The organism is Streptomyces celluloflavus (assembly GCA_000720995.1).
In the GTDB taxonomy this organism is placed as follows: domain Bacteria; phylum Actinomycetota; class Actinomycetes; order Streptomycetales; family Streptomycetaceae; genus Streptomyces; species Streptomyces celluloflavus.
The window spans coordinates 22,117-47,272 of record JOEL01000037.1 but is presented as its reverse complement, the minus strand read 5'-3'; the positions used below and the strand labels follow the sequence as shown (position 1 = coordinate 47,272).

Below are 25,156 nucleotides of genomic sequence, written 5' to 3'. Positions count from 1 at the left end.
TGACGGAACGGCCGCCCCCGGGCTCCGAGGGCGGCACCGGGCCGCGTGCCCGGACCAGGGCCGTGCCGGGCGTCCGGCACGGCCCCAAGCGTCTCACTCCCAGCCCGGTGAACTCCCCGGCACCAGCCGCCCCATCTTCCGGTACTCGCGCCGCGCCCCGGCCCGGACATCCGCCGCCGACACCGCCTCGCCGCGGCCCGCCGCCAGATAGCCGGCGGTCACCGCGGCGGACCGGATGGCCCCGCCGGACAGTTCGAACTCCTTCGCGCAGAGTTCGAGCTCGACGGCGAGATCCGGTGCACAGGGCACGGACCGCAGGCAGCGGTTCCAGAGCGTCAGCCGCTGTTCGGGGTCCGGGAACGGGAAGTCGACCACCAGGTCGAGGCGCCGGGTGAACGCCTCGTCGATATTGGCCCGCAGGTTGGTGGTGAGCACGGCGATGCCGCCGAAGGACTCCAGCCGCTGGAGCAGATAGGCGCTTTCGAGGTTGGCGTACCGGTCGTGCGAGCTCTTGACGTCCGACCGCTTGCCGAAGACCGCGTCGGCCTCGTCGAAGAGCAGCACCGCGTCCGTGTGGTCGGCCTCGACGAAGATCCGCTCCAGGTTCTTCTCCGTCTCGCCGACGTACTTGTCGACGACCGACGACAGGTCCACCACATAGAGGTCCAGGCCGAGCGCACCGGCCACGACCTCGGCGGCGTGCGTCTTGCCGGTGCCGGACTCCCCGGCGAACAGGGATGTCACCCCCCGGCCGCGGCCGCCGCCGGTCCGCAGCCCCCACGTACCCAGCACCTGATCCCGGTGCCGGGCCCGCTGCGCCAGCTCGTGCAGCAGCTCCAGGGGCTCGGGCGGCAGAACCAGGTCCGCGAAGGAGACGGCCGGACGCACCCGGCGCGCGTGCCGTCCCAGCAGCGGTGCGGACTGCTGCCGCGCGCTGTGCTGGATGTGGGCGACGGTCAGCGGCGTCCCGTCGAACGCGGCGAGCGCGCCCGCCGTCCGGGCCGCGCCACGGATCCCGGCCGGACCCAGCCGGTACGGTGCGACGGCCTCGGCCAGCTCGGCCGGACCCAGGTCGCCGCCGCGCGGGGCGAGTGCGGCGCGCCAGAGCGCGGGCGCGCCGCCGCCCGCCGGGGCGTCCAGTGCGAGCAGCCCCGCGTCGGGCAGCCACTGCGGATCGCAGGGCTCGCCGCCGTGGAACACCACGGGCACCCCGGCCGACGCCAGCGCCCGCACGAGCCCCGCGGGGCGCTCCGGCAGCGGGCCCACGACGAGCGCGGCACCCCGCAGCCGGGCCTCGCGCACCAGCGCCGCCGCGGCCGTGGCGGAGACCCCGGCGGATGCCGGGGCGGCCGGTGCCGCCGTGGTGTCCGCCGCGTCCGCCTCGCGCGGCGGGGCGCCGCCCGGCCGGTAGCGCAGTACGGCCAGTCCGGCGCCGCACAGGGCGTCGGCCGCCAGCTCGGCGGCCCCGTCGCTCCGCCGCTCCCGCAGATACACCGGGGCCGACCGCGCCACGACGAACGCCCCGAGCCGCGCCGCGAACCCGCCGTCGCCGCTCTCATCGACGCTCTCGGCGCCGTCGCCGGGCGCCGCTTCCGCTCCGGTGCCGCCGCCGGCGCTCCCGGCCGCTCCGTCGTCCGGCCCCGCCGGCAGCAACGTCACCTCGTGGCCCGTCAGTTCGGGGTCCAGCGCATCGTCCCCGAGGAGGTGGGCGACCACCCGCTCGGGCACCCGCAGCGCCCGCCCCGGCAGCGGCCGGTCCGCGTCCTCGACGGCGATCAGCGCGCCGGACGCCAGGGGCGCGGACGGGTGGAAGCGGGCGCGGGCCGCCGGGTCGTACGGGCCGGTGCCCGCGAGGTCCAGGGCGAGCGCGACCGTGGCGCGCCGCCGCCCGACATCGTCGTTGAGATAGCCGTACAGCGGCTCGAAGCCCCGGTCCACGTCGGGTGCCAGCGCGCACAGCAGGATGTGCGCGTCGAGTTCCGTCAGCCCGAACTCCCGGACCAGCAGGTCGAACCGCTGCGCCACCGGCCCGAGTTGACCGGCCTCCGGCAGGGGCCCGGCCCGCAGACCGTCCCCCTCCTCCGCCGCCGCGTCCGTCCGCCCGTCCGCGTCCGTCCGCGTGGCCGCCAGTGCCCTGGCCCGTTCCGGGGTCACATACAGCCCGCGCAGCGGGTCCGTGGCCGTCGGGTCGTCGGCGCTGCGCAGTTCGACCAGTCCGGCCACCCGGCTGCGCAGCCCGGCGAGCCGGACCAGCAGATCCCGCGCCGCGCCGTCCGCCGCCGCCGTGCCGCTCATCCGTCCGCCTTGTCCCCGGCACCGGACGCGGCACCGGACACGGCACCGGACGCGGCGCCGGGTGCGGCCCCGGGGGTGGTCCGCAGCATGCGGGGCTGGGAGTCGTTCGGTTCGCCGTGCAGTCCGCGGACGACCGCGACCGCGCCCTCGGTGACCGGCGGGGCGACGGGATACGTGGGCGATACCGGGAAGGGCACCATGATCACCAGGTCCAGGGAGGGCTTGAGCTCCCCGCCCAGCGCCGACCAGATGTCCGCGATGGAACGGGACTCGGCCGGCGGCACCGCGATGGAGACCGGCAGCGGGGCCCGCAGCGCGGTGAGCGCGTCGGTGAGCGCGGCGGCCGGCAGGATCTCGTGCGGCAGCAGACACGCCAACGCGCCCGCCAGCAGCCGGTGTTCGTCCAGCGGGCGGGTCGTCCAGGCCGTGACCAGGTAGGACAGCCGGAACCACCGCGGCGGCTGCCGCCGGCGGACCACCACCCCGTTCTCGTCCCGTTCGGCGAAGGCCCCGCGCTCGCGCCGGGCCACCTCCTCGCGGATGTCGTACAGATAGGTGTTGAGCGTGGGGGCGTTGCGCCGCGCCGCCCATTCGCGGGTCGGGGCCTCGAACGCGACCTCGCCCAGTCCGTCCGGCAGCGCCCCGCCGCGCAGTATGCGCCGGATGGCCTCGTCGACCTCGTGGATCACGCCGGTCCCCCCGGCTGTCCCGCGCCGGCGCTGCCGCGGCCGCTTCCCGTACAGGTACGCATCAGATGTAGCCCTCTCGCAGCGCGTACGCGACGGCGTGCGCGCGGTTGTTCAGCTGCAGCCGTGTCATCAGGGCGTGCAGGACGTTCTTGACGGTGCGCTCGGAGTAGGAGAGCTTCTCGGAGATCTGCCGGGTGTCCATGCCCTCGGCGACCAGCCGCAGCACATCGACCTCGCGCGGGGCCATACCGAGCGTCGGCACCGCCGCGCCCGCCGTGGTCTCCACCACCGAGCGCCGCAGTCTGCCGACCTGGGTGAGCAGCCGCCCGATCAGGTCCGGCGGGAGTTCGCCCTCGTCGCGGGCGGCGGAGCGCACCGCGCGGAGCAGCCGCTGCGGGGTGGCCTGATGGCGCCAGAGGATGGCCCGGATACCGCACTCCACGACCGTCATCAGCTCCGGTTCGCGCAGTTCGCGGGCGACCAGCACCACGCGCTGCTCACCGCCGCGCACCAGCCGGCGCAGCTCGGCCGTGGCGACGTCGTCGAGCCGGTCGACGATCATGACGGCGACGATGCCGGGGGTCGCGGGGGTCGCGGCGGTCCCGTCCGGATGCGGGTCCACGGCGCCGCCCCGGTCCTTGCCGGGGCCGGTGCCCGTGCCGTGTCCGGTGGTGACCTGGCCCTGGAGGAGTTCGAGGGAGGGCTGATGCTGGAGGTGGCTTATCACCCCGGCCCGGCTCAGCGGATCGGAGGCGTGGACGGTCACCGTGACACGTTCTTCGAGCACTGGCGTTCCCTGTCTTCCCTCTCGTACCGACGGAGACAGGGTGCACCAGGTCGTTCAACAGGCGATTACAGGCGAATCAACGCCGCCGTGCGGGCCGGTGCGCGCGGGGCCCGCGGTGTGCGCGCAGGGCCCGGAACCGGGTACACGGTTCCGGGCCCTGACACGGACGTCAAGCCCGGCCGCACGATCGGCCGGGCGGATCCGGGGCTCAGGCGCCCGCGGTCTCCTCGCCGCCGCCGAACCGCGCGCGGTACGACTCCAGATCGTCCTCGGTGATCTTCGCGAAGAGCACCGGCGGCACCGTGAAGGCCGTCCCGGCGGGCACCGAGGCGAGCGCCTTGGCCTCCTCCTGGGTGACCCAGGCCGCCGTGTCGTCCGGCAGTGCGAACGCGCTCCGCATCGCCTTCGCGGACGCCGGGATGAACGGCTCGGAGACCACCGCGTACAGGTGGATGAGGTTCATCGCCGTGCGCAGCGTCAGCGCCGCCGCTTCCTTGTCGGTCTTGATCTCCAGCCAGGGGGCCTTCTCCTCCAGGTAGGAGTTGCCCGCGCTCCACAGGGCGCGCAGCGCGGCCGCCGCCTTGCGGAACTGGAGGGCCTCCAGGTGGCCCTCGTACTCCGCGAGCAGTCCGGCGATCTCCTCGCCCAGCTTCTGCTCCGCCGGGCCGGCCGCCGCGCCCGCCGGGACGTCGTCCCCGAACCGCTTGCGGGAGAACGACAGCACCCGGTTGACGAAGTTGCCCAGCGTGTCCGCCAGGTCCTTGTTGACCGAGGAGGAGAACAGCTCCCAGGTGAAGGAGGTGTCGTCGGACTCCGGGGCGTTGGCGATCAGGAAGTAGCGCCAGTAGTCGGCCGGCAGCAGCTCCAGCGCCGCGTCCGTGAAGATGCCGCGCTGCTGGGAGGTGGAGAACTTCCCGCCGTAGTAGTTCAGCCAGTTGAACGCCTTGAGGAAGTCGACCTTCTTCCAGGGCTCGCGGGTGCCGATCTGGGTGGCCGGGAACATCACCGAGTGGAACGGGACGTTGTCCTTGGCCATGAACTCCGTGTAGCGGACGTCGCCGGCCTCGTACCACCACGACTTCCAGTCGCGCTCGCCGTCCGCCCCGGCTGCGTCCGCCCACTCCTTCGTCGCCGCGATGTACTCGATCGGCGCGTCGAACCAGACGTAGAAGACCTTGCCGTCGGCCGCCAGCTCGGGCCACACATTGGCCGGTACCGGCACGCCCCAGTCGAGGTCACGGGTGATCGCGCGGTCCTGGAGGCCCTCGGTCAGCCACTTGCGCGCGATCGACGAGGCCAGCGTCGGCCAGTCCGCGCTGTTGGCGTCGATCCACTGCTCGACCTCGGCCTGGAGCTTGGACTGGAGCAGGAAGAGGTGCTTGGTCTCCCGCACCTCCAGCTCGGCGCTGCCGCTGATCGCCGAACGGGGCTCGATCAGATCGGTCGGGTCCAGGACACGGGTGCAGTTCTCGCACTGGTCGCCGCGCGCCTTGTCGTAGCCGCAGTGCGGGCAGGTGCCGACGATGTAGCGGTCGGGCAGGAAGCGGTCGTCGGCGAGGGAGAAGACCTGGCGGATCGCCCGCTCCTCGATGAAGCCGTTCTCCTGCAGCTTGCGGGCGAAGTGCTGGGTCAGCTCGACGTTCTGCCGCGACGAGCTGCGGCCGAAGTGGTCGAAGCGCAGCCCGAAGCCGTCGTAGATCGCCTTCTGCGCGTCGTGCTGCGCACCGCAGAACGCGTCGACCGACTGTCCGGCGGCCTTCGCGGCCAGCTCGGCGGGCGTGCCGTGCTCGTCCGTCGCGCAGATGTAGAGCACGTCGTGCCCGCGCTGGCGCAGGTACCGGGCGTACACATCGGCCGGGAGCATGGACCCCACCATGTTGCCCAGGTGCTTGATCCCGTTGATGTACGGAAGGGCGCTGGTGATGAGGTGTCGAGCCATTGCCGGCTGCTCCCAAGTCGCTACGGTGAGTGAGGATTTGCTTTACGGAACGTCAATATCGTACTGGACGGGGTGCGGGCGCCCAGCCGGGTTTTTCGGGACCGACGGGGAGGCCCGGGAGCGGAGGGGAGGCCCGGGGCCGCTCCCCCGGGTCTGCTACCCGGGGTCCGCCGATGGCCGCCGCACCGGCCCACGGGCGCCTTCCGCCTCGTCTTCCCCGTCCTTCTCGTGCTCCCTGTGCTCCCCGTGCTCCTCGTGCACCACGGCTCCGTCCCGCACTCCCGCCGGGCCCGCGCCGTCCGTCCCGGGGCCGTGCCGCGGGGGCCGGGCCGTGACCATCAGCCCGGCGACGGCGGCGGTCAGCAGCATGATCGCCGCTCCGATGCCGATCGCCACGGTGAACCCGTGCACCACCCCGTCGTGCACGATCGCCGTCCGCAGGGCGGGCGGGACGGCCCCGCCCCCGTTGCGGCGGGCCGCGTCCGCGAGACGGGCCGTGAGATAGGTGGCGGTGGCCGAGGTCGCGATCGTGTTCAGCAGCGCCGTACCGATCGAACCGCCCACCTGCTGCGCGGTGTTGACCGTCGCGGACGTGACACCGGCGTCGTGCGGGGCCACCCCCTTCGTCGCGGTCGCCGTCACCGGCATGAAGACCAGGCTCATACCGAGGCCGACGAGGAGTTCGGCGGGCAGGACGTGCGTGGCGTACGCGGGCCGGGCGGTCAGGAACGTCAGCAGATACAGCCCCACCGAGACCAGCAGCGCGCCCGGCACCATCAGCAGGCGGGGCGCGAGGCGGTGCAGCAGCCGGGCCGATATCTGCGTCGATCCGACGACGATCGTCACCGTCAGCGGAAGGAACGCCATACCGGTCTTGACCGGCGAGTAGCCGAGCACGACCTGGAAGTAGTACGTCATGAACAGGAACATGCCGAACATGGCGATGACGGTCAGCGCCATGGTCAGGAAGGACCCGGCCCGGGTGCGGTCGCGCACGATGTGCGGCGGCAGCAGCGGGTACCGGGCCCGCGTCTGCCACCAGGCGAAAAGAGCCAGCAGGGCCGCGCCGCCCGCCAGCAGCCCGATCACCGGCCCGCTGCCCCAGCCCCGCGGCCCGGCCTCGCTGCACCCGTAGACCAGCGCGACCAGCCCGCCGCAGCCGAGCGCCGCACCCGGTACGTCCAGCCGGGCGTGGCGGCGGCCGGGCCGGTCGCGCAGGACGACGGACGCGCCGGTCAGCGCGGCGGCCGCGACCGGGACGTTCACGTACAGGCACCAGCGCCAGTCCAGGTACTCGGTCAGCAGACCGCCGGCGATCAGCCCGATCGCCGAACCGCCGCCCGCGATGGCGCCGTAGATCCCGAACGCCTTGCCGCGCTCCTTGCCGAGGGTGAACGCCGTGGTCAGCAGCGAGAGCGCGGACGGGGCCAGCAGCGCGGCGAAGGCGCCCTGCAGCGCCCGCGCCCCGAACAGCAGCCCGGAGCTGGTCGCCGCCCCGCCGAGCCCCGACGCGACCGCGAACCCGACCAGGCCCACCATGAAGGTCCGCTTCCGCCCCACCAGGTCGGCGATCCGCCCGCCCAGCAGCAGCAGACCGCCGAAGGCGAGCGTGTACGCGGTGATCACCCACTGCCGGTTCGTGTCCGACATGCCCAGTTCCCGCTGGGCGGACGGCAGCGCGATGTTGACGATCGTCGAGTCCAGCACCACCATCAGCTGCGCCAGCGCGATCACCACGAGCCCCCACCAGCGCCGCGGATCCGGTGCGGACCCCGCGACCCCGTTCGGCCTTGGGCACTCCATCCACTCAGCGTAGGCAGCGGGCGCGGAGCCCGCCCGATGGCGGCGGGCCCCGGTGGCGGAGCGGAGGCGGCCGGTCACGCGGGGAGCCGGGGAGGGTGGCCGCGCGCGCCCGGCGGTACGTTGGCCCCGAGACGAGGGAGGGCTCGCCGGTGGCCAACGATGATCTCCAGTCCATCGTGGACGGTCTGGCCGAACGGCTTCAGCGGTCCGTCGCGATCGACGACCCCTCGATCCGCCTGCTCGCCGCCAGCCGGCATTTCGGCGACGAGGACGCGGTGCGGGTCGCCTCGGTGCTCAACCGGTCCGTGAGCGCGGACCTCGTCGAGCGCGTACTGGCGCACGGCGTCGCGCGCTGGACGGGGCCCGGCAGCGTGGTGGTCGGCGCCGAGGGCTGTCTGCCCCGGCTGTGCGCGCCGATCCGCTGCAACGGTCTGCTGCTCGGCTACCTGTGGCTGATCGACACCGGGCTGGCGCCGGAGCCGGCGTCCGTGGACCTCGCGGCGGAGGCGGCGGAGCGGGCCGGGGTGGTGCTCTACCGGCGGCTGCTCCTGCACGAGCGCACCAAGGCCCGCCACGAGGCGATCCTGCGGGAGCTGGTCTCCGCCGATCCCGCGACGCGGACGCAGGCCGCGGCGGACCTGCGGGACGAGCAGCTGTTCCCCGAGCGGACCGGGCACTACCAGGTCGTCGCCGTCTGCTGCCGGGGCGGCGACGGCATCCCGGCCGCGTCGCGGCAGGCCGCCCTCGAAGCCGGGGTCGAGGACGGTCTGCGCGCCGTGCCCGGCGACCGGCATCTGATGGTCGCCCACCGCACCAGGGCGTGGATTCTCCTCGCCGACGAGCAGGTCCTGCCGCGGTCCCGGCTCGACGCGCTCACCAGCCGCGTCGCGGCCAGGTTCGGCGACCTCACGGGCGGCGGCGCGGCCCGCGTCGTCATCGGGACCGGCGCCGCGGTGACGAGCCTGGAACGCGTCGTGGAGTCCTACCGGCAGGCGTTCCTCGCCACCCGCGCGGCCCTGCTCGTCCCCGGTATCGGCGATATCGCCCGCTGGGGCGAACTCGGCCCGTACGAACTGCTGTTGAAGATGCCCGCCGACGATCTCGCGGCCGCGTCGCGGCTGCCCGCGCTCGTCGCCCTGGAACGCGAGGACGGCCAGGGGACGCTGCTCGCGACCCTGGAGGCGTTCTTCGACCACGCGGGGGACGTACGGCGCACCGCCGAGTCCCTGCGGGTGCACCGTGCGACGCTCTACCACCGGCTCAAGCGCATCGAGCACATCACCGGCCGCCGGCTCGACAGCGGCGACGACCGGCTGACGCTGCACCTCGGCCTCAAGCTCCGGGTGCTGGCGCGACACCTGCCGGAAGCCGCCGTCGCGGAGTTCGACGATTGACCAGTGACCGGGCCGGCGGCGGGCGCCTAGCGTCGGAGGGAAGGCCGCACCCGACTTCCTGGAGATGACGATGCCCCCTACCGGTACGGACGCTGCCACGGGTGCCGTCACGTCCGCCGCTCCGGACGACGCCCCTGATCTTGCTCCCGGCCTCGCTCCCGACTCCGTCGCGTCCGCCGCCCCGGACTCCGTCACGGAGGTGATCGTCGTCGGGGCCGGTGTCATCGGCGCCTCCGTCGCGCTGGAGCTGGCGAAGCTCGGTCTGCGGGTCACCGTCGTCGACAAGGCGGGCGGCGTGGGTCACGGCTCGACCAGCGCCTCCAGCGCCATCGTCCGCTTCAACTACTCCACCCGCGACGGCGTCGCCACCGCCTGGGAGTCCCAGCACTGCTGGGAACGGTGGCCGGACCACCTGGGGTTCCGCGACCCGGCCGGACCGGCGCGCTTCCACCGCGCCGGGATGGCCATGCTCGATGTGCCGGTGGCCCCGCGCGAGCGGATGACCCGGCTCTTCGACCAGGTCGGCGTCCCGTACGAGGAATGGGAGCCCGCCACCCTGGCCGCCCGGATCCCCGGTATCGACCCCGGACGGTACTGGCCGCCCCGGCCCGTCGACGACGACCGCTTCTTCGACGACGCGCGGGGGGCGGTCGGCGCCCTGTACACCCCCGACGCCGGTTATGTCGACGATCCCCAGCTGGCCGCGCAGAACCTCGCCGCCGCCGCGGCCCACCGGGGCGCGCAATTCGTGCTGAACCGGGCGGTGACGCGGATCCACACACGGGGCGACCGGGTCGGCGGCGTCACCCTGTCCGACGGCACCCGGCTGACGGCCCCCGTCCTGGTCAATGCCGCCGGGCCGTGGTCCGGTGCGCTCAACCGCCTGGCCGGGGTCGGCGCCGAGTTCACCGTCGGGGTGCGGCCGATGCGCCAGGAGGTCCACCAGGTCACCGCCCCCGCCTCCTGGACGGGGCCCGGCGAGACCCGGCCGGCCGTTGCCGATATGGACCTGGGGACCTATCTGCGGCCCGCCCCCGGCGGCCGTCTGCTGGTGGGCGGCACCGAGCCGGAATGCGATCCGTTCGACTGGGTGGAGGACCCCGACGCGGCCCGCCCGTACGCCACCGCGAGCCGCTTCCGGGCCCAGGTCACCCGGGCCGCCCGCCGGCTGACGGATCTGACGGTCCCCAACACCCCGTCCGGCATCGCCGGGGTCTACGACGTCGCCGACGACTGGACGCCCATCTACGACCGTACGGACCTCGACGGCTTCTACGTCGCCATGGGCACCAGCGGCAACCAGTTCAAGAACGCCCCGCTCGCCGGCCGGTTCCTCGCCGCCCTGGTCGCCGGGGTCGAAGCCGGCCACGACCACGACGCCGAGCCGCTGAGCTACCACTGCGAGCACACCGGACACATCATCGGCCTCGCCGCGTTCTCGCGGAAGCGCCCCGTCAACGCGGACTCCTCGGGCAGCGTCCTGGGCTGACCGGCCGCGGCGGGGCCGCGACCGGCGAACCGCGGCGGCGGCCCGCGGCAGCCGCTCCGCACGCGCGCCTACGGCAACGGCCGCGGTGGGCCCGGTGGGGCCCGGCCGCGGCCGGAGGGGGTGAACGGGTGCCGGTGCGCCGTCAGTTGTCCTTGAGGACGCCGGCGGTGCGGGCCTCGGTCAGCCACTCGGGGAATTCGACCATGAGCTGCTGGTAGAACTCGTCGGCGGAGAGGCTGCGGGGGTCGCGGCCGGCGTGGAAGAAGCCCGCGTTGTCGACCGCGCGCCGGTCCGGGACGGTCAGATCGTCCAGCTTGCGCAGGAAGTCGAAGCCCCTGGCGTCCGGGTCGCCGAAGCCGATGAACTGCCAGAAGACCGGCAGGCCCGCCGCCTCGCAGAGGGCCTTCTCCGCGGCCGGCTTGGAGGTGGGGGCGCCGTCGGTCTGGAAGATGACGAAGGCGGGGGCGGTGGCGCCGGACTTCTTGTAGTGGTCGACGACCTCGGTGATGGCCCAGTGGTAGTTGGTCCGGCCCATGTGACCGAGCCCGGCGTGCAACTCCTCGATGCGGCCCTGGTGGTTGGCCAGGTCCAGGTCGGCGGTGCCGTCGACATCGGTGGAGAAGAAGACGACCGGAACCGTGCCGTCGTCCAGGTGGGCGGAGAGACCGAGGGCCTGCTCGGCGAGGTGCTGGACGGTGCCGTCCTTGTAGTAGTTGCGCATCGAGCCGGAGCGGTCGAGGACCAGGTAGACGATGGCGCGTTGGGTGGCCAGACCGTGCTTCTCCAGGGTGGCGCCCGCGGACGTGTAGAGGCTGACGAGACCGGGGGCGGTGGATTCGAGCCTGCTGAGGGGGGAGGGGGAGGTGTCGGGGGAGGGGGAAGAGGTGGCGGACGGGGCGGCCGCGGGGGCGGGGGTCTCGTCCTCGTGGGGTGCCGAGTCGGTCTCCGGGGCGGGCTGCGGCTCCGGCGCGGCCTCGGCCGTCGGCTCTGCCGTCGGTTCGGCCGCCGGCTCGGTCTTCGACTCCGGCTTCGGCTCCGTCTTCGACTCGGTTTTCGGCTCGGCCGTCGGGATCGGCTCCGGTGCGGATACGGGCTCCGCCGCCGCTTCGAGGTTCGTTTCCGGTGTCGTCGTCGCCGCTTCGGGCTTCGTTTCGGGCTTCGTTTTCGGCTTTGCTTCCGGTGCTGCCGTCGGCTTCGCGGTTTCGGCGGCCGGTTCGGGGGACGGTGCGGCCGGTTCCGAGGCCGGGGCCGTGACCGGTGCGGGGTTGTCGAAAGCCTGGCTCACCAGGTCGGCGGTGGTGGTGACCTCGGGCTCCGGGGCGGTCGGGGCCGGTTCCTCGACTGCCTTGACCGCCTCGGGGGCCTCGGCGGGCGCCGGGACGGTGACCGCATCGGCCTTCGCGTCGTCCGCCTTGTCGAGGCTGTTGCTGCTGTTACTGCTACTGCCGCTACCGCTGTTGTCACCGGCGCCGCTGGTGGTGAGGTGGCTTTTGGCGGCGCCGATGTCGACCGGGCTGCCCTGGGCGGGCAGGGTGGCCGTCTTCGGCGCCCGGTCCGGCTTGGGGGACCCGGACGGGGCGGTGCGGGCGGCGGGGACCTCGGCCTCGGGGGTGACGGCTCCCGGGGCGGATTCCTCGCGGGCCTCCGGGATTGTCGCCGACTCCGGCGCGTCCGCACCGTTCGGTGCTCCGCCGGTTTCTTCACGGGTCGCCTTGGAGCGACCGAATGCGTTGCGCAGCAGACTCCGAATGCCCATCGGCGGACCTCTCTTGCGTGTGGGGGTGTGCGGCGAATGTCCGTGAAACACAGACATGTCCCTGACCAGGTCGGATACGTAAGGGTAGCGGCCTGCACCGGCCTGGTCGTGGGATCTCGCGCCGCGCGTGGTGGGCTGCCGGGGTGTGGGGGCGGATGTGGTTTCGGCCGTGGGGCGGTTTGCCTGACGGGAATTGCGTACGTGGTGTGTAGGTGCTTTCTTATGGCCGCACTTGGCACGTACTCGGCGAGCGGTCGGATATTCGCGGTGAGTTCACATTCTTTTGCCGCTCCGGTGATCTCTGTTCCCGTCGCTGTGGTGATGACGGGGCGGGTGGGGCGCGGGCCCCGGCCGCGGGCCGCCCGCCCGACGGCCCGAAGAGCCGCGTCCCGCCGGAGTTCGGTCCGCAGCACGCCGGAGTTCAGCCCACGTCACGCCGGGGAAACGGCGAGGCAAGAGGTCGGTAAGAGTGGGCAAGGGACGGTAAGAAGAAGGCCGGTCGGGTATCCGCGGCGCACCTGGCCCCGTCTTCTCCGGTGACCATTGTTGGAGCCGTCCGTTGTCCCTCTTGGCGGCCGGTAAAAGCAGGCGAGAACCCTTATCGAGGGTGACGGGAGATGTGGGCGCATGGGGCTGACCAGTCAGTCGCTCGAATACACGGTGATCGTGTTGGCGTTGGTCTGTGTGGCCGCCACGGTGTGGCTGTGGCCTCGCCTTTCGCGGCAGGGCGTACGGCCCGTACTCGGCAGACTCGGCGCCATCGTGATGACCCAGGTATCGATCGTGTGCGCACTCGCGCTCGCCGTGAACGCGAGCTTCGAGTTCTACGGCAGCTGGGACGAATTGCTGGGCAACAACGACAAGGCTCCGGCGTCCGTGAGCCAGGGCGGCGAGGGGCAGTACGCCTCCGTCGGGAATGCCAAGAGCGAGCTGGTCCAGGCGGCGGGCCCGCAGGGGCTCGACCGTGTGACGGGCCTTCCGCAGGGCCCCGCCGACAAGGTCGGCAAGGTCGAGTCCGTCCGCATCGTCGGCAGACGGACGCGGGCCATCAATCCGGCGTTCGTCTATCTTCCGCCGCAGTATTTCCAGTCGCAGTTCCGTCGGCAGCGGTTCCCTGTCATGGTCGTCATCAGCGGTTATCCGGGCGGCATCATGAATCTCGCGCAGCACCTCCAGATCCCGCAGAACGCGGGCCGGCTGATCGCGGACGGAAAGATGCAGCCGACCGTGATCGTCATGCTCCGGCCGACGATCGCGCCGCCGCGGGACACCGAGTGCGTGGACGTACCGGACGGGCCGCAGGCCGAGACGTTCTTCGCCAAGGACCTGCCGGACGCCATGAAGTCGGCGTACCGCGTCGGCCACGACCCCAGCGCCTGGGGCGCGTTCGGCTACTCGTCCGGGGGCACCTGCTCGCTCCAGCTGGCCATGCGCAATCCGCACGCGTACACCTCGGCGGTCTCGCTCTCCGGTGACTACGCCATCCAGGACGACCTCACCACCGGCAGCCTCTTCGGTTCCGGTGCGGCCGGGGCGCAGCGCGAGCGTGAGCACGATCTGCTGTGGCGGCTGCAGAACCTGCCCGCGCCGCAGGTCTCGGCGCTGGTGGCGAGCAGCCGCAAGGGGGAGCCGGATTACGGCGAGACCATGAAGTTCATCCACGCGGCGAAGGAGCCGATGAAGGTCGACTCGATCATCCTGCCGGAGGGCAGCCACCAGTTCTCGACGTGGCTGCGCGAGATCGTGCCGGCGCTGGAGTGGCAGAGCCAGCAGCTGACGTTCCCGCAGGACGTGGAGTCGATCCCGGTGAAGAGTAAGCCGGGCTCGGACGGGCCGAAGGCGCCCGCTGCGCCCGCCTCGTCGAACGGTACGGCCGACCGGAAGCGGGTGGCGGCGGAGCGGTCGCCGGGGTAGGGCGGCGGATGCGCGCGCCGTCGCGGGACCGGGGCGGCGAGTGCGGCGGCGGGCCGGACGGGGCGCCGGAGCAGGGCCGCGAGGGGGCGTCGGAGCCGTCCGGCGCCCCCTTCGCCGTGCCGTCCCGCACCTGTCGTCCCGCCCCTGTCGTCCCACCGCGCCCCGCCGTCCCCCCCGCCGGTGCGTTACGGGCGGTAGACCATGCCCGGTTCGGGCGTCGCGGGGGACAGGAGCTGGGAGACCGTGACGATCGTGAAGCCGCGGTTCTTCAGTTCCTTGATGATGCCGGGGACGGCCGGCACGGTGCCCTTGTAGATGTCGTGCAGCAGGATGACGCCGTCGCGCTTGGTCTGTTCGAGGACCCGCTTGGTGATCAGGGCGGAGTCGGTCGTCTGGTAGTCCTTGGCGGTCACGCTCCACAGGACCTGCGCCAGCCCGAGATCGCGGCTCACGTCGGAGACCATCTCGTCGGTCTTGCCCTGCGGCGGGCGCATCAGCCTGGGCTTCTTGCCGGTGATCTCCTGGACCGCGTCCTGGACCCGGGACAGCTCCCGCTTGACCTCTTCCGGCTTGATCTCGGTGAGGATCTGGTGCGACCAGGTGTGGTTGGCCAGTTCATGGCCCTCGGCGTCGATCCGCTTCACCTCGGCGGGGCGGTCGGCGATGTGGTTCTTGCCGAGCATGAAGAAGGTCGCGTGCACCTTCTCCTGCTTGAGGATGTCCAGCAGCCGGGGGGTGTTCTCGCTGGGGCCGGCGTCGAAGGTGAGGGCGACGCACTTGGCCTTGCGGCAGTCGACGCCGTCGGCCGCCGCGTCGTCCTTGGCGCCGCTCTTCGCATCCCTGGCGAGCTGGGCGTCCTTGTCCTTCACGTTGGCGGCCGGTGCGTCGTTCCGGGCGTCCACCGGCGCGGTGACATCGAACGTGGCGCAGCCGCTGAGCGCCAGGACCAGGGAGGTGGCGGCCAGCAGCCCGGCTATGGACTTGCCGCGGGCCGCGGACATCTTCTTCGGCATGCGAGCTCTCTCTTCGAACACGAGCGGTGGAACGGGCCGTGGCCTGGGCCTGGGCCTGGATCTGGCCGGTGGTGCCGACGCCGGGATGACGACAGCCCGGGGAACTATACGTAGGTGGTACACACCGGGTGTATAGGTGGGTGGGGGTGTGGGGCTTACGGGGGTGGGTGTGTCGATATGGGGTGATCGGGTGGCGTTTGGCGGTCTATGTCGGTCGGTAGCCCCGGGGCCGCGCGCACCCCCGTTCGGCCGTGTCCCGCGCGACACCTCCGGCGCCCCACGGTGGACTCGTACCGTGACCGCACCGCCGGACGACTGCCTGGCCCGCAACGACTGGATCTGCGGCGACTACCTCGGCTCCCGCCGCCAGATCCTGCTCGACGCGGTGGCCGAGCACGTCCAGCTGACGGTGGTCTCCGTGCTCCTCGGGCTGGTGATCGCCCTGCCGCTGGCGCTGCTGGCCCGCCGCCGGCGCTGGGCGCGCGGACCGGTGCTGGGCCTGACCACCGTGCTCTACACGATCCCCTCGCTGGCGATGTTCTCCCTGCTGCTGCCGCTCTACGGGCTCTCCGCCGCGCTCGTCGTGGCCGGCCTCGCCCTCTACTCCCTCACCCTGCTCGTCCGGAACATCCTGGCGGGCCTCGACGGCGTCCCCGCGGAGGCCAAGGAGGCGGCCCGCGGGATGGGCTACGGACCGCTGCGCCAACTGCTCGCCGTCGAGCTGCCGCTGGCGCTGCCCGCCGCGATGGCCGGGCTGCGGATCGCCACCGTGTCGGCCGTGGCGCTCACCACCGTCGGCGCGATCGTCGGCCACGGCGGTCTGGGCAACCTCATCTACGCCGGGATGAACTCCTTCTTCAAGGCCCAGGTCCTCACCGCGTCCGTGCTGTGCGTGCTCATCGCGGTCGCCTTCGACCTGCTGCTGCTCGGCGCGGAGCGGCTGCTCACCCCGTGGCGGCGGGCGGGCGCACGGCGGCGGCCGCCCCGCGCCCGGCCGGCGGACCGTGCCGAGGGACGGCTGCCGGTCGCCACCGGGCGGCGGCCGTGAACACGCTCACCGAGGTCGGCACCTGGCTGACCACCGCCGCCAACTGGTCCGGTGAGAACGGCGTCTGGCACCGCCTCGTCGAACACCTCCTGCTCACCGTGGTCTGCCTGGTCCTCAGCGCACTGATCGCGCTGCCGGTCGCGCTGATGCTGGGCCACCTCGGCCGCGGCGGCGCGCTCGCCGTCAACCTCGCCAACGCCGGCCGCGCGGTGCCGACCTTCGCCGTCCTCGTACTCCTCCTGCTCACCCCCCTCGGGCGGTACGGGGAGCTGCCGACGGTCATCGCGCTGGTGCTCTTCGCCGTCCCGCCGCTGCTGACCAACGCCTATGTCGGGATGCGCACGGTGGACCAGGACGTGGTGCGGGCCGCCCGGGGGATGGGGATGACCGGACCGCAGCTGGTGTGGCGGGTCGAGGTGCCGCTGGCCTTGCCGCTGGTGCTGACCGGTGTGCGGATCGCCGCCGTGCAACTGGTCGCGACCGCCACGCTGGCCGCGCTGGTGGGCGGCGGGGGGCTCGGCCGGATCATCACCGCGGGGTTCAATCTCGCCAGCACCCCGCAGGTGATGGCGGGCGCGGTGCTCGTCGCGGTGTTCGCGCTGCTGGTGGAGGCGGCCTTCGTGGCCGGGCAGCGGCTGGCACCGGCCAGGGCGCGCGGGGGGCCGCGATGAGCGCCCGCCGGAGGCCGGGCCCGTACCCGCTGGTCCTGCTGCTCGTCCTCACTCTCTGCACGGTCTACACCGCCTGCGCCGGCGGGCCCGCCCTGGAGAACCGTGACGCGGTCACCGTCCCGCCCGGCGACAGCCACGAGCTGACCATCGGCTCGGCCGGTTTCACCGAGAGCGAGCTGCTCGCCCAGATGTACGCGGCGCTGCTCGGCGCGGCCGGCTACCGGACCGACATCGTCACCGTCGGCAACCGCGAACTGTACGAACCCGCGCTGGAGGCAGGGCAGCTCGACGTCGTCGCGGAGTACGCCGCCACCTTCGCGGACTGGCTCAACGCCAAGAAGAACGGGCCGCGGGCGGCGCCGGTCGCCGCGCCGGACCTCGGTACCACCATGACCGCGCTGCGCCGGCTCGCCGCCCCACGCGGCCTGACCGTGCTCGCCCCCGGCCGGGCCGTCGACCGGAACGCCTTCGCGGTGAGCGCGGAGTACGCCGCCGAGCACCGGCTCAGGACCCTCAGCGACCTGGGCCGGGCCGGACTTCCGGTGCGGCTGGCGGCGGGTGACGAATGTGTCCGGCGGCCGTTCTGCGCACCGGGGCTGAAGAAGACGTACGGCATAGCGGTGACGGCCATCGACCCGAAGGGCGTCGGCACCACGCCCGCCAAACAGGCCGTACAGGACGGTCAGGACCAGATGGTCCTGACCACCGGCACGGACGCCACCCTCGACCGGTTCGGCCTGGTGCTGCTCGCCGACGACAAGAAGCTCCAGAACGCCGATTACGTCGTCCCCGTCGTCAACCGCGCACGGGCCGGCAGCGCACGGGCCGCCGCCGCCCTGAACCGGCTCAACGCCGTGCTGACCACCGCCGACCTCGCGGACCTCGACGAACAGGTCGACAGCTGGCGGCGGCTGCCGGCGGACGTGGCCCGCACCTACCTGAAGTCCAAAGGACTGCTGACGAAGAAAGGGGGATGAGGGAGGTGCGGGGGAGAAGCCGGGGCACCGGGCCCTACTCCGTGGGTACCGAGTCCACCTCCGCCCGTTCCCGCGGTACGCCGCGGCCGCCCGAGCCGATGGTGCGGCGCAGCGCCTCATGGAGTTTCGTCGGGGTCAGCACGCCGAGGAAGCGGGGGCCGTCCAGGACCGCGATCCAGCCCGCGTCGTGCTTGAGCATCTCGCTGAACGCCTGCTTGAGCGTGCCGGTCACCGGTACCCATGCCTCCATCCGGCGGGCCTGGTCGGCGACGGTGCCGGGCGCGCCGGACATCTCGTCCCGGCCCACCCAGCCGTGCAGCGCGCCGTCCGCGTCCAGCACCACGGCCCACCGGGCGCCGTCCGCGCGCATCCGGGCCGCCGCCCGGCCGGCCGGTTCGTCGAGGCGGGCGAACGGCGGGCGTTCCAGGTCGGTGTGGTCGATACCGGTCACCGAGAGCTGCTTCAACGCCCGGTCGGTGCCGACGAATTCGGCGACATAGGGGGAGGCCGGGGCGCCCAGTACGCTCGCCGGGGTGTCGTACTGTTCGATGCGGCCCGCCCCGTAGACCGCGATCCGGTCGCCGAGCCGGACGGCTTCCTCGATGTCATGGGTGACCAGCAGCACCGTTTTGCGCAGCTCCGCCTGGAGCCGCAGGAACTCCTTCTGCAACCGGTCGCGGACCACCGGATCGACGGCGCCGAACGGTTCGTCCATGAGGAGGACGGGCGGGTCGGCGGCCAGCGCGCGGGCGACGCCGACGCGCTGCCGCTGGCCGCCGGAGAGCTGCTCGGGATAGCGCGGTCCGTAGACGGCCGGGTCCAGGCCGACGAGGTCCAGGAGCTCGGCCGCCCGTGCCCGTGCTCTGGTCTTCTTCCAGCCGCTCAGGACGGGCACGGTCGCGGTGTTGTCGAGGACGGTGCGGTGCGGGAAGAGGCCGGTCTGCTGGATGACGTAGCCGATCCGGCGGCGCAGCGTGACCGGATCGGCCCCGGAGATGTCCGTACCGTCCACGAAGATCCGCCCGTGGGTGGGGTCGAGGAGCCGGTTGACCATCATCATGGTCGTCGTCTTGCCGCAGCCGGACGGCCCGACCAGGGTCACCAGCTCGCCCGTGCCCACCTCGAAGGAGAGGTCGTCGACGGCGAGGGTCCCGTCGGGGTAGCACTTGGTGACGGACTCGAACCGGATCATTGGTTCATTGAATCCCGCGGCCCGCGACCGGTCCCCTCATGCGGGCAAACGGGCTAGCGAGCTTCCGGCCGACGACCGGGCCGTGCGGACCGGCCGGTCATGGGAGCGAGCGGCACGCGGGCGGTCCGGTCGACGGTTTCACGTGAAACCGGCGCGGTGGCGGCCCGGGTTCAGACGGGCAGATGGGCGGGGAAGGTCACCCGGACCGTCAGACCGCCGCCCGGGTTCGGTTCGGCCTCGGCCGTGGCGGCGTGCGCGCGGGCGATGGAGGCGACGATCGACAGGCCGAGTCCGGCGCCCTCGCCGGGCGCGTGCCGGCGTGCCTCCATGCGGCGGAACGGTTCGAAGAGATACGGGACGGACTCGGCGGCCACGGCGGGGCCGGTGTTGGTGATCACCAGGGTGCGGCCGTCGATGCCGAGGGTGATCCGGCCGTCGGAGTGGTTGTGGCGTACGGCGTTGCCGACCAGATTGCGTACGAGGTGGGTCAGCAGCACGGGATCGCCGTCGACGGTCAGCGGACGGATGTCGGTGGCGAGGGTCACGCCGCGCCCCCAGGCGTCGTCGGCGTATTCGGCGGCCACGGTCTTGGCGAGATCGCCGAGCGCGACCGGCTCCCGGCGCTCCAGGCCCTGATCGGAGACGGAGAGCAGCAGCAGGCCCTCGATCAGCTGCTCGCTGTCGTCGGCGACCTCGATCAGCTTGCCGCGGATGCGCCGTACGTTGGCCGGGTCCGGGTCGGCCAGGCCGATCTCGGCCGCCGCGCGCTGCACGGCCAGCGGGGTGCGCAGCTCGTGCGCGGCGTTGGCGGCGAACCGCTGCTGCGCGGAGACCAGGTGCTCTATGCGGTCGAGCATGCCGTCGAAGGTGTCGGCGAGCTGCTTGAGTTCGCCGGGCGGCGCGTCCAGCGCGATGCGTTCGTGGAGGTTGGCGGCGGAGAGCCGGCGGGCGGTGGTGGTGATCACGGAGACCGGGCGCAGCACCCGGCCGGCCATCCACCAGGCCAGCGCCACCGAGAGGACGGTGAAGACCAGCAGGGCGATCAGCGAGACGGTGAGCAGCTGGCTGAGGGCGGCGTGCTCGGTGGCATCGGTGATGATCTTGGTGGTGCTGAGGAGGCCGGCCTCGTGGGAGCCCGGGGAGGCCGGCGAGGCCGGTGCCACGGCGGGGCCTTGGACGATCGGGCCGGTGGCGCCGGGGACCGGGGACATCCGGCCGGTGGCGGTGGAGGTGACGGCCAGGCTCAGACTGGAGTACAGGCCGCTGCGCAGGAGGAAGTAGACCAGCGCGATGAGCATCGTCCCGGCCAGCACCAGCAGCCCGCCGTAGAGGGCGGTGAGCCGTACGCGTTCGCTGCCGGGGAACCAGCGGCGGCCGAGCAGCCGGCCCGGCAGCGGCAGCCGGCAGGACAGCAGCCGGCGGGACAGCGGTCGGCGGCCGGCGGGGAAGGAGCTCATCGGGAGGCGCCCGGCCGGTCGGCCGCCCCGTGGCGGTCGTCCGACCCCGGCCCGTCGCCGTCCGGCCGCGCTCCGCCCAACCGGTAGCCCGCGCCCGGCACCGTCTCGATCACCGGCGGTTCGCCGAGCTTGGCGCGCAGTTTGCTGAGGGTGACGCGGACCGCGTTGGTGCGGTAGCTGGTGTGCTCCTCCCAGACCTCCTCGATCAGGTCGTCGCCGCTGACCACCGCGCCCTGGGCGCGCAGCAGCACTTCCAGGACCGCGAACTCCTTGCGGGACAGGGCGAGCGGCCGGCCGTCGCGGACGGCCTGGCGGCGCGCGGTGTCGACGGAGACTCCGGCCCGTTCGATGACCGGGGGCAGCGCGGGACGGGCGCGCCGGCCGAGCGCCAGGACCCGGGCCAGCAGTTCCTCGTACGCGAAGGGTTTGGTCAGGTAGTCGTCGGCGCCCAGGCCCAGGCCGTCCACCCGGTCGCGGACGGTGCCGGACGCGGTGAGCATCAGGACGCGGGTCAGCAGTCCCTGCCGGACGACATGGCGGCAGACCTCGTCGCCGTGCAGGCCGGGCAGGTCCCGGTCCAGGATGAGCACGTCGTACGCGCCGAGCCGCAGCTTCGCCAGCGCCGTACGGCCGTCGTGGGCGACATCGGCCGCGACGGCATCGCGGCGCAGCCCCGCGGCGATCATTTCCGCGAGGAATTCCTCGTCCTCCACCACCAGAACGCGCATGGGGTCATGTGTACCCGAGATGCACCTTTCGACAAAGTAAAGGTGCACTCCACCGGTGTGCGGAGGGACGAATTCCCGCGGCCGGTGATCTGCGTCCGGTGATCGGTCAAGGAGCGGCCGGTGATCGGTTAAGGAAACGAAATGCGGCCTCGTGCCAGCCTCTGCCGCGTCGGCTCACCCGTATTCGGCACGGAGGAAAAAATCATGAGGCAGCGCAAGGCGTCACTGGCGGCGGCATCGTTGGCGGCGGGCCTGGCGATATTCGCCACGGCCTGCTCCGGCGCGGACGGCGGGACCAAGGACACGGCCAACGGATCGGGCACGGGCGGCGGTTCGGACGCGAGCGGCAAGGGCAAGGAGGCGGACGCGGCCTACAAGCACCGCCAGTGCCTGCGGGACCACGGCGTGAAGGTCGAGGAGCCCAAGCCGGGTCAGGACCCGCGCGGCATGGTCATCGGGGCCGGCGGGAACGTCGACCAGGAGAAGATGAAGAAGGCGCTGGAGGCGTGCAAGAGCACCAGCCCCAACGCCGGAAAGAGCGAGCTGACCCAGGCGGACAAGGACGAGGCGCTGAAGTACGCCCGCTGTATGCGGAAGAACGGCTTCAATATGCCCGATCCGAAGTTCGAAGGGGGCGGGATGATCGGCAAGGCGATGACCATGCCGCAGGGCGAGGAGAAGAAGAAGTTCGAGAAGGCCAACAAGGCGTGCGGTGGCCAGAATGCCGGATGAGGAGCAGGGGCCGGCTCCACGGCGCGGCCGGAAGAAGAAGTATCTGATCTCCGCGCTGGTGATCGTCGCCCTGCTGGCCGGCGGCGGCGCGGCCATCGCCTCGGTCACCGCCCGCCAGGACGGCGGACAGCAGCAGGGCAAGGGCGCGCTGCCGCCGGCGACCGGCTCCGTCGAGCGGCAGGACCTCAGCAGCAGCACCCAGGTCGACGGGACGCTCGGCTACACCAAGGAACGCAAGATCAACGGCGGCGCGGCCGGCATCCTGACCTGGCTGCCGGACACCGGCTCCACGGTGCAGCAGGACGGCGCGCTCTATGAGCTGGACGGCCACAAGGTCCGGCTGATGTACGGCGACAAGCCGATGTACCGGACCCTCAAGCAGGGTGACAAGGGCGACGACGTCAAGCAGCTGAAGGAGAATCTGCGCGCGCTGGGCTACGGGAACGGGCTGGCCGTGGACGGGGAGTTCACCGCGGGTACTACCGCCGCCGTCAAGCGCTGGCAGAAGGCGCACGACCTCAAGCAGACCGGCACCACCGGGCCCGACCAGATCTCCTTCCAGCCGGGCGCGGTGCGGATCAAGAGCAAGGACGCGGCGGTCGGCGACCAGGCCGCGCCCGGCCGGCCGCTGCTGACCACCACCGGGTCCGCGCGCGAGGTCAAGATCAAACTCGATGTCGCGCAGGCGGACCTGGCGAAGGTGGGCACCGAGGTCGTCGTGAACCTGCCCGGCGGCGGCACCGCCCGCGGCAAGGTGGCCTCGGTCGACCGGACCGTCACCGAGGAGGGCAGCGACCCGCAGAGCAAGAGCCCCAAGATCACCGCCCGGATCACCTTCGCGGACCCCGGCGAGGTCACCGCCTTCGACCAGTCGCCGGTCACCGTCGACGTGGTCGGCGAGGTGCGCAAGAACGTCCTGACGGTCCCGGTCAACGCGCTGCTCGCGCTGCCCGGCGGCGAGTTCGCCGTGCAGGTCGTCGACGGCGGCACGGCACGCGACGTACCCGTGAAGCTGGGCATGTTCGGACAGGGCAGGGTCGAGGTGTCCGGCGGCGGTCTGAAGCAGGGCATGAAGGTCGGGGTGCCCAAGTCATGAGCAGCGGCACCACGGACGGCGCCGTCCCCGGCCCGGCGGACCCCGGCACGTGCCCCACCGGGCACGCCGCCGGTCCGGTCGGCACCGGATACGCCGTCGACCCCGCGGGCACCGGACACGCCGGCGGCCTCCCCGGCCACTTCGCGGGCGCCTCCGACGGTTTCACCGGCGCCCCCGAGCACGTCGTCGAGCTGGCCGGCGTCACCAAGGAGTACCCGGGCGGGGTCGCCGCGCTGCGCGGGGTGGACCTGCGGGTGGCGCGTGCGGAACTGCTGGCCATCGTCGGCCCGTCCGGCTCCGGCAAGTCCACCCTGCTGCACATCATCGGCACCCTCGACCGGCCGACCGCGGGCTCGGTCACCATCGCGGGCCATGACATCGCCACGCTGACCGACCGCCGGCTCTCCGCGCTGCGCGCCCAGCACATCGGCTTCGTCTTCCAGTCCTTCCACCTGGTGCCCGGCATCAGCGCGCAGGACAACGTCGCCGAGGGGCTGCTCTACTCCGGGCTGCCGCGCGCCGAGCGGCGCCGCCGGGCCGCGGTCGCGCTGGACCGGGTGGGCCTCGCGGACCGGATGGCGCACCGCCCGCACGAACTGTCGGGCGGCCAGAAGCAGCGGGTGGCCATCGCGCGGGCGGTGGTCGGCGAACCCGATCTGCTGCTGGCGGACGAGCCGACCGGCGCGCTGGACTCCGCCTCCGGCGAGGCCGTTATGGCGCTGCTGCACGACCTCAACAAGGAGGGCGCCACCATCGCCGTCATCACTCACGACAGCGAGATCGCCGCGGAACTGCCGCGCCAGGTACGGATCCGGGACGGCCAGGTGGTCGCGGACGAGGGACGTGCGGCCCCCACCGGGAAACGCAGGGCGCCCGGCACCGGGCACCCCGGCATCCGGAGCGCCGAGCGGTGAGGCGCACCAGGCTCTCCCCGGCGTCCCTCGGCCCGCGCGACGTCCTGCACGTCGGCTCGGCCGGGCTGCGTACCCGCCCCATGCGGGTCGTCCTGTCCGCCCTCGGTATCGCCATCGGCATCGCGACGATGATCGCGGTGGTCGGCATCTCCGCCTCCAGCAAGGCCCAACTCCTGCAGAAGCTGGACGCGTTGGGCACCAACATGCTCGTCGCCTCGCCCGGCCAGGGACTGTTCGGCGAGGAGGTGAAACTGCCGAAGGAGGCCCCCGGCATGGTGGGCCGGATCGACGGGGTGCAGCAGGTCGGCGCCACCGGCGATCTGCCCCAGGCGGTGCGGCGCAGCGAGAAGATCCCGGCGGACGAGTCCGGCGGCATCACGCTCAAGGCCGCGGACGAGGGGCTGCTGAAGGTGCTGCGCGGGGCGATGGCGTCCGGCACCTGGCTCAACGACGCCAACGGCCGCTATCCCTCCGTCGTGCTCGGCCACATCAGCGCCGAGCGCCTCGGGATCACCGAGCCCGGCCGGCAGGTCTACATCGACGGCCGGTACTTCACCGTCGTCGGCATCCTCGGCCCGCTGCCGCTGGCCCCGGAGATCGAGCGGTCCGCCCTGGTCGGCTGGTCGGCCGCGGGCAAGCTGCTCGGCTTCGACGGCCACCCCACGTCGATCTACGAGCGGTCCACCGACGCCTCCGTGCGCGGCGTACGCGATCTGATCCCGCGCACCGTCGATCCGGAGAACCCGCGCAACGTCCAGGTCACCGACCCGTCCTCGGCGCTCCAGGCCAAGGCGGCGACCGAGGGCGCGTTCACCAACCTGCTGCTCGGGCTGGGCGGGGTGGCGCTGCTGGTGGGCGGCGTCGGAGTCGCCAACACCATGATCATCTCGGTGCTGGAGCGGCGCCACGAGATCGGGCTGCGGCGCTCGATGGGCGCCACCCGCGGCCAGATCCGGATCCAGTTCGTGACCGAGTCCCTGCTGCTCTCGGGGCTCGGCGGTATCGCCGGCATCGTCCTGGGCGCGGCCGCGACCTATGTCTTCGCGGCCTCGGGCGGTATGCCCTGGGTGGTGCCCCTGTGGGCGGTCGGCGGCGGCTTCGGCGCGACCTTGGTGATCGGCACGATCGCCGGCCTCTACCCGGCCGTACGGGCCGCCCGGCTCTCCCCGACGCTCGCCCTGCAGGCGGTTTAGACCTCTGAGGCCATCGCGTCCGGTGACGCGCGGGTCCTGTCCGGCGCACCGCGCGGGACAGGACCCGCG

At 72.8% G+C, this 25,156-nt stretch carries 20 protein-coding genes; 10 read left to right on the top strand and 10 right to left on the bottom strand.

What is annotated here, in order from left to right; translation table 11 throughout:
* Positions 1-93: 93 nt before the first annotated feature.
* From IH09_RS27030 to IH09_RS27010, 5 genes are all read right to left on the bottom strand, one after another.
* Positions 94-2,295 carry an ATP-binding protein gene (locus IH09_RS27030; protein ID WP_052860095.1) on the bottom strand — a complete coding sequence of 734 codons (2,202 nt, stop codon included), beginning with the start codon at positions 2,293-2,295 and terminating at the stop codon, positions 94-96.
* Complete coding sequence (locus IH09_RS27025) at positions 2,292-2,984, bottom strand: Pvc16 family protein (RefSeq protein WP_052860094.1); 693 nt, start codon at positions 2,982-2,984, stop codon at positions 2,292-2,294. The genes IH09_RS27030 and IH09_RS27025 overlap by 4 nt, the downstream gene beginning before the upstream one ends.
* Before the next feature lie 61 nt (positions 2,985-3,045).
* Positions 3,046-3,771 carry a LuxR C-terminal-related transcriptional regulator gene (locus IH09_RS27020; protein ID WP_052860093.1) on the bottom strand — a complete coding sequence of 242 codons (726 nt, stop codon included), beginning with the start codon at positions 3,769-3,771 and terminating at the stop codon, positions 3,046-3,048.
* 208 nt (positions 3,772-3,979) lie between these two features.
* Entirely contained in the window at positions 3,980-5,710 is a 1,731-nt protein-coding gene (gene metG, locus IH09_RS27015) for a methionine--tRNA ligase (protein WP_052860092.1), read from the bottom strand.
* A 156-nt stretch (positions 5,711-5,866) separates the two neighbouring features.
* Positions 5,867-7,513: an MFS transporter gene (locus IH09_RS27010; RefSeq protein ID WP_190233425.1), complete on the bottom strand. Its 1,647-nt coding sequence runs from the start codon at positions 7,511-7,513 to the stop codon at positions 5,867-5,869.
* A 149-nt stretch (positions 7,514-7,662) separates the two neighbouring features.
* On the opposite strand from IH09_RS27010, the gene IH09_RS27005 reads away from it, so the two are divergent.
* Both IH09_RS27005 and IH09_RS27000 read left to right on the top strand, forming a co-directional pair.
* Entirely contained in the window at positions 7,663-8,907 is a 1,245-nt protein-coding gene (locus IH09_RS27005; RefSeq protein ID WP_052860091.1) for a helix-turn-helix domain-containing protein, read from the top strand.
* 64 nt (positions 8,908-8,971) lie between these two features.
* Entirely contained in the window at positions 8,972-10,396 is a 1,425-nt protein-coding gene (locus tag IH09_RS27000; RefSeq protein ID WP_240150378.1) for an NAD(P)/FAD-dependent oxidoreductase, read from the top strand.
* Between the two features lie 142 nt (positions 10,397-10,538).
* On the opposite strand, the gene IH09_RS26995 is transcribed toward IH09_RS27000, so the two are convergent.
* On the bottom strand, positions 10,539-12,152 hold the full coding sequence (locus tag IH09_RS26995; RefSeq protein ID WP_052860090.1) for a vWA domain-containing protein: 1,614 nt from the start codon (positions 12,150-12,152) through the stop codon (positions 10,539-10,541).
* A gap of 627 nt (positions 12,153-12,779) precedes the next feature.
* On the opposite strand from IH09_RS26995, the gene IH09_RS26990 reads away from it, so the two are divergent.
* Entirely contained in the window at positions 12,780-14,066 is a 1,287-nt protein-coding gene (locus tag IH09_RS26990; RefSeq protein ID WP_052860089.1) for an alpha/beta hydrolase, read from the top strand.
* 185 nt (positions 14,067-14,251) lie between these two features.
* On the opposite strand, the gene IH09_RS26985 is transcribed toward IH09_RS26990, so the two are convergent.
* Positions 14,252-15,079, bottom strand: coding sequence for a polysaccharide deacetylase family protein (locus tag IH09_RS26985; RefSeq protein WP_052860088.1), 828 nt, complete (start codon positions 15,077-15,079; stop codon positions 14,252-14,254).
* Between the two features lie 295 nt (positions 15,080-15,374).
* Here IH09_RS26985 and IH09_RS26980 point away from each other — a divergent pair, with 295 nt between their 5' ends.
* From IH09_RS26980 to IH09_RS26970, 3 genes are read left to right on the top strand one after another with little or no spacing between them, the layout of a single operon-like run.
* A complete protein-coding gene (locus tag IH09_RS26980; RefSeq protein ID WP_052860087.1) occupies positions 15,375-16,127 on the top strand; it encodes an ABC transporter permease subunit in 753 nt (250 codons plus the stop codon).
* Positions 16,124-16,798: an ABC transporter permease subunit gene (locus IH09_RS26975; RefSeq protein WP_052860107.1), complete on the top strand. Its 675-nt coding sequence runs from the start codon at positions 16,124-16,126 to the stop codon at positions 16,796-16,798. The genes IH09_RS26980 and IH09_RS26975 overlap by 4 nt, the downstream gene beginning before the upstream one ends.
* Positions 16,795-17,775, top strand: coding sequence for an ABC transporter substrate-binding protein (locus IH09_RS26970; RefSeq protein ID WP_052860086.1), 981 nt, complete (start codon positions 16,795-16,797; stop codon positions 17,773-17,775). Before IH09_RS26975 ends, IH09_RS26970 begins: the two co-directional genes overlap by 4 nt.
* 34 nt (positions 17,776-17,809) lie before the next feature.
* Here IH09_RS26970 and IH09_RS26965 read toward each other — a convergent pair whose 3' ends face one another.
* From IH09_RS26965 to IH09_RS26955, 3 genes are all read right to left on the bottom strand, one after another.
* Complete coding sequence (locus IH09_RS26965) at positions 17,810-18,967, bottom strand: ABC transporter ATP-binding protein (protein ID WP_052860085.1); 1,158 nt, start codon at positions 18,965-18,967, stop codon at positions 17,810-17,812.
* A 170-nt stretch (positions 18,968-19,137) separates the two neighbouring features.
* Entirely contained in the window at positions 19,138-20,424 is a 1,287-nt protein-coding gene (locus tag IH09_RS26960; RefSeq protein ID WP_110952612.1) for a sensor histidine kinase, read from the bottom strand.
* On the bottom strand, positions 20,421-21,152 hold the full coding sequence (locus IH09_RS26955) for a response regulator transcription factor (RefSeq protein WP_052860084.1): 732 nt from the start codon (positions 21,150-21,152) through the stop codon (positions 20,421-20,423). Before IH09_RS26955 ends, IH09_RS26960 begins: the two co-directional genes overlap by 4 nt.
* A 204-nt stretch (positions 21,153-21,356) precedes the next feature.
* On the opposite strand from IH09_RS26955, the gene IH09_RS26950 reads away from it, so the two are divergent.
* Genes IH09_RS26950 through IH09_RS26935 form a run of 4 tightly spaced genes read left to right on the top strand, consistent with a single transcriptional unit; the run spans position 21,357 to position 25,087 of the window.
* Positions 21,357-21,884, top strand: coding sequence for a hypothetical protein (locus IH09_RS26950; RefSeq protein WP_052860083.1), 528 nt, complete (start codon positions 21,357-21,359; stop codon positions 21,882-21,884).
* A complete protein-coding gene (locus IH09_RS26945) occupies positions 21,874-22,980 on the top strand; it encodes a peptidoglycan-binding protein (protein WP_052860082.1) in 1,107 nt (368 codons plus the stop codon). Before IH09_RS26950 ends, IH09_RS26945 begins: the two co-directional genes overlap by 11 nt.
* A complete protein-coding gene (locus tag IH09_RS26940) occupies positions 22,977-23,894 on the top strand; it encodes an ABC transporter ATP-binding protein (RefSeq protein WP_240150377.1) in 918 nt (305 codons plus the stop codon). The genes IH09_RS26945 and IH09_RS26940 overlap by 4 nt, the downstream gene beginning before the upstream one ends.
* Positions 23,891-25,087 (top strand): FtsX-like permease family protein, encoded by a 1,197-nt coding sequence (locus IH09_RS26935; RefSeq protein ID WP_052860081.1) that lies wholly within the window; start codon positions 23,891-23,893, stop codon positions 25,085-25,087. The genes IH09_RS26940 and IH09_RS26935 overlap by 4 nt, the downstream gene beginning before the upstream one ends.
* Positions 25,088-25,156 lie beyond the last annotated feature (69 nt).

Excerpts from the sequence above, each read along its gene's own strand:
- IH09_RS27030 (WP_052860095.1), bottom strand. The coding sequence starts at position 2,295 with ATGAGCGGCACGGCGGCGGCGGACGGCGCGGCGCGGGATCTGCTGGTC.
- metG (WP_052860092.1), bottom strand. The coding sequence starts at position 5,710 with ATGGCTCGACACCTCATCACCAGCGCCCTTCCGTACATCAACGGGATC.
- IH09_RS27010 (WP_190233425.1), bottom strand. The coding sequence starts at position 7,513 with ATGGAGTGCCCAAGGCCGAACGGGGTCGCGGGGTCCGCACCGGATCCG.
- IH09_RS27000 (WP_240150378.1), top strand. The coding sequence starts at position 8,972 with ATGACGATGCCCCCTACCGGTACGGACGCTGCCACGGGTGCCGTCACG.
- IH09_RS26995 (WP_052860090.1), bottom strand. The coding sequence starts at position 12,152 with ATGGGCATTCGGAGTCTGCTGCGCAACGCATTCGGTCGCTCCAAGGCG.
- IH09_RS26990 (WP_052860089.1), top strand. The coding sequence starts at position 12,780 with ATGGGGCTGACCAGTCAGTCGCTCGAATACACGGTGATCGTGTTGGCG.
- IH09_RS26985 (WP_052860088.1), bottom strand. The coding sequence starts at position 15,079 with ATGCCGAAGAAGATGTCCGCGGCCCGCGGCAAGTCCATAGCCGGGCTG.
- IH09_RS26970 (WP_052860086.1), top strand. The coding sequence starts at position 16,795 with ATGAGCGCCCGCCGGAGGCCGGGCCCGTACCCGCTGGTCCTGCTGCTC.
- IH09_RS26965 (WP_052860085.1), bottom strand. The coding sequence starts at position 18,967 with ATGATCCGGTTCGAGTCCGTCACCAAGTGCTACCCCGACGGGACCCTC.
- IH09_RS26960 (WP_110952612.1), bottom strand. The coding sequence starts at position 20,424 with ATGAGCTCCTTCCCCGCCGGCCGCCGACCGCTGTCCCGCCGGCTGCTG.
- IH09_RS26955 (WP_052860084.1), bottom strand. The coding sequence starts at position 21,152 with ATGCGCGTTCTGGTGGTGGAGGACGAGGAATTCCTCGCGGAAATGATC.
- IH09_RS26950 (WP_052860083.1), top strand. The coding sequence starts at position 21,357 with ATGAGGCAGCGCAAGGCGTCACTGGCGGCGGCATCGTTGGCGGCGGGC.
- IH09_RS26945 (WP_052860082.1), top strand. The coding sequence starts at position 21,874 with ATGCCGGATGAGGAGCAGGGGCCGGCTCCACGGCGCGGCCGGAAGAAG.
- IH09_RS26940 (WP_240150377.1), top strand. The coding sequence starts at position 22,977 with ATGAGCAGCGGCACCACGGACGGCGCCGTCCCCGGCCCGGCGGACCCC.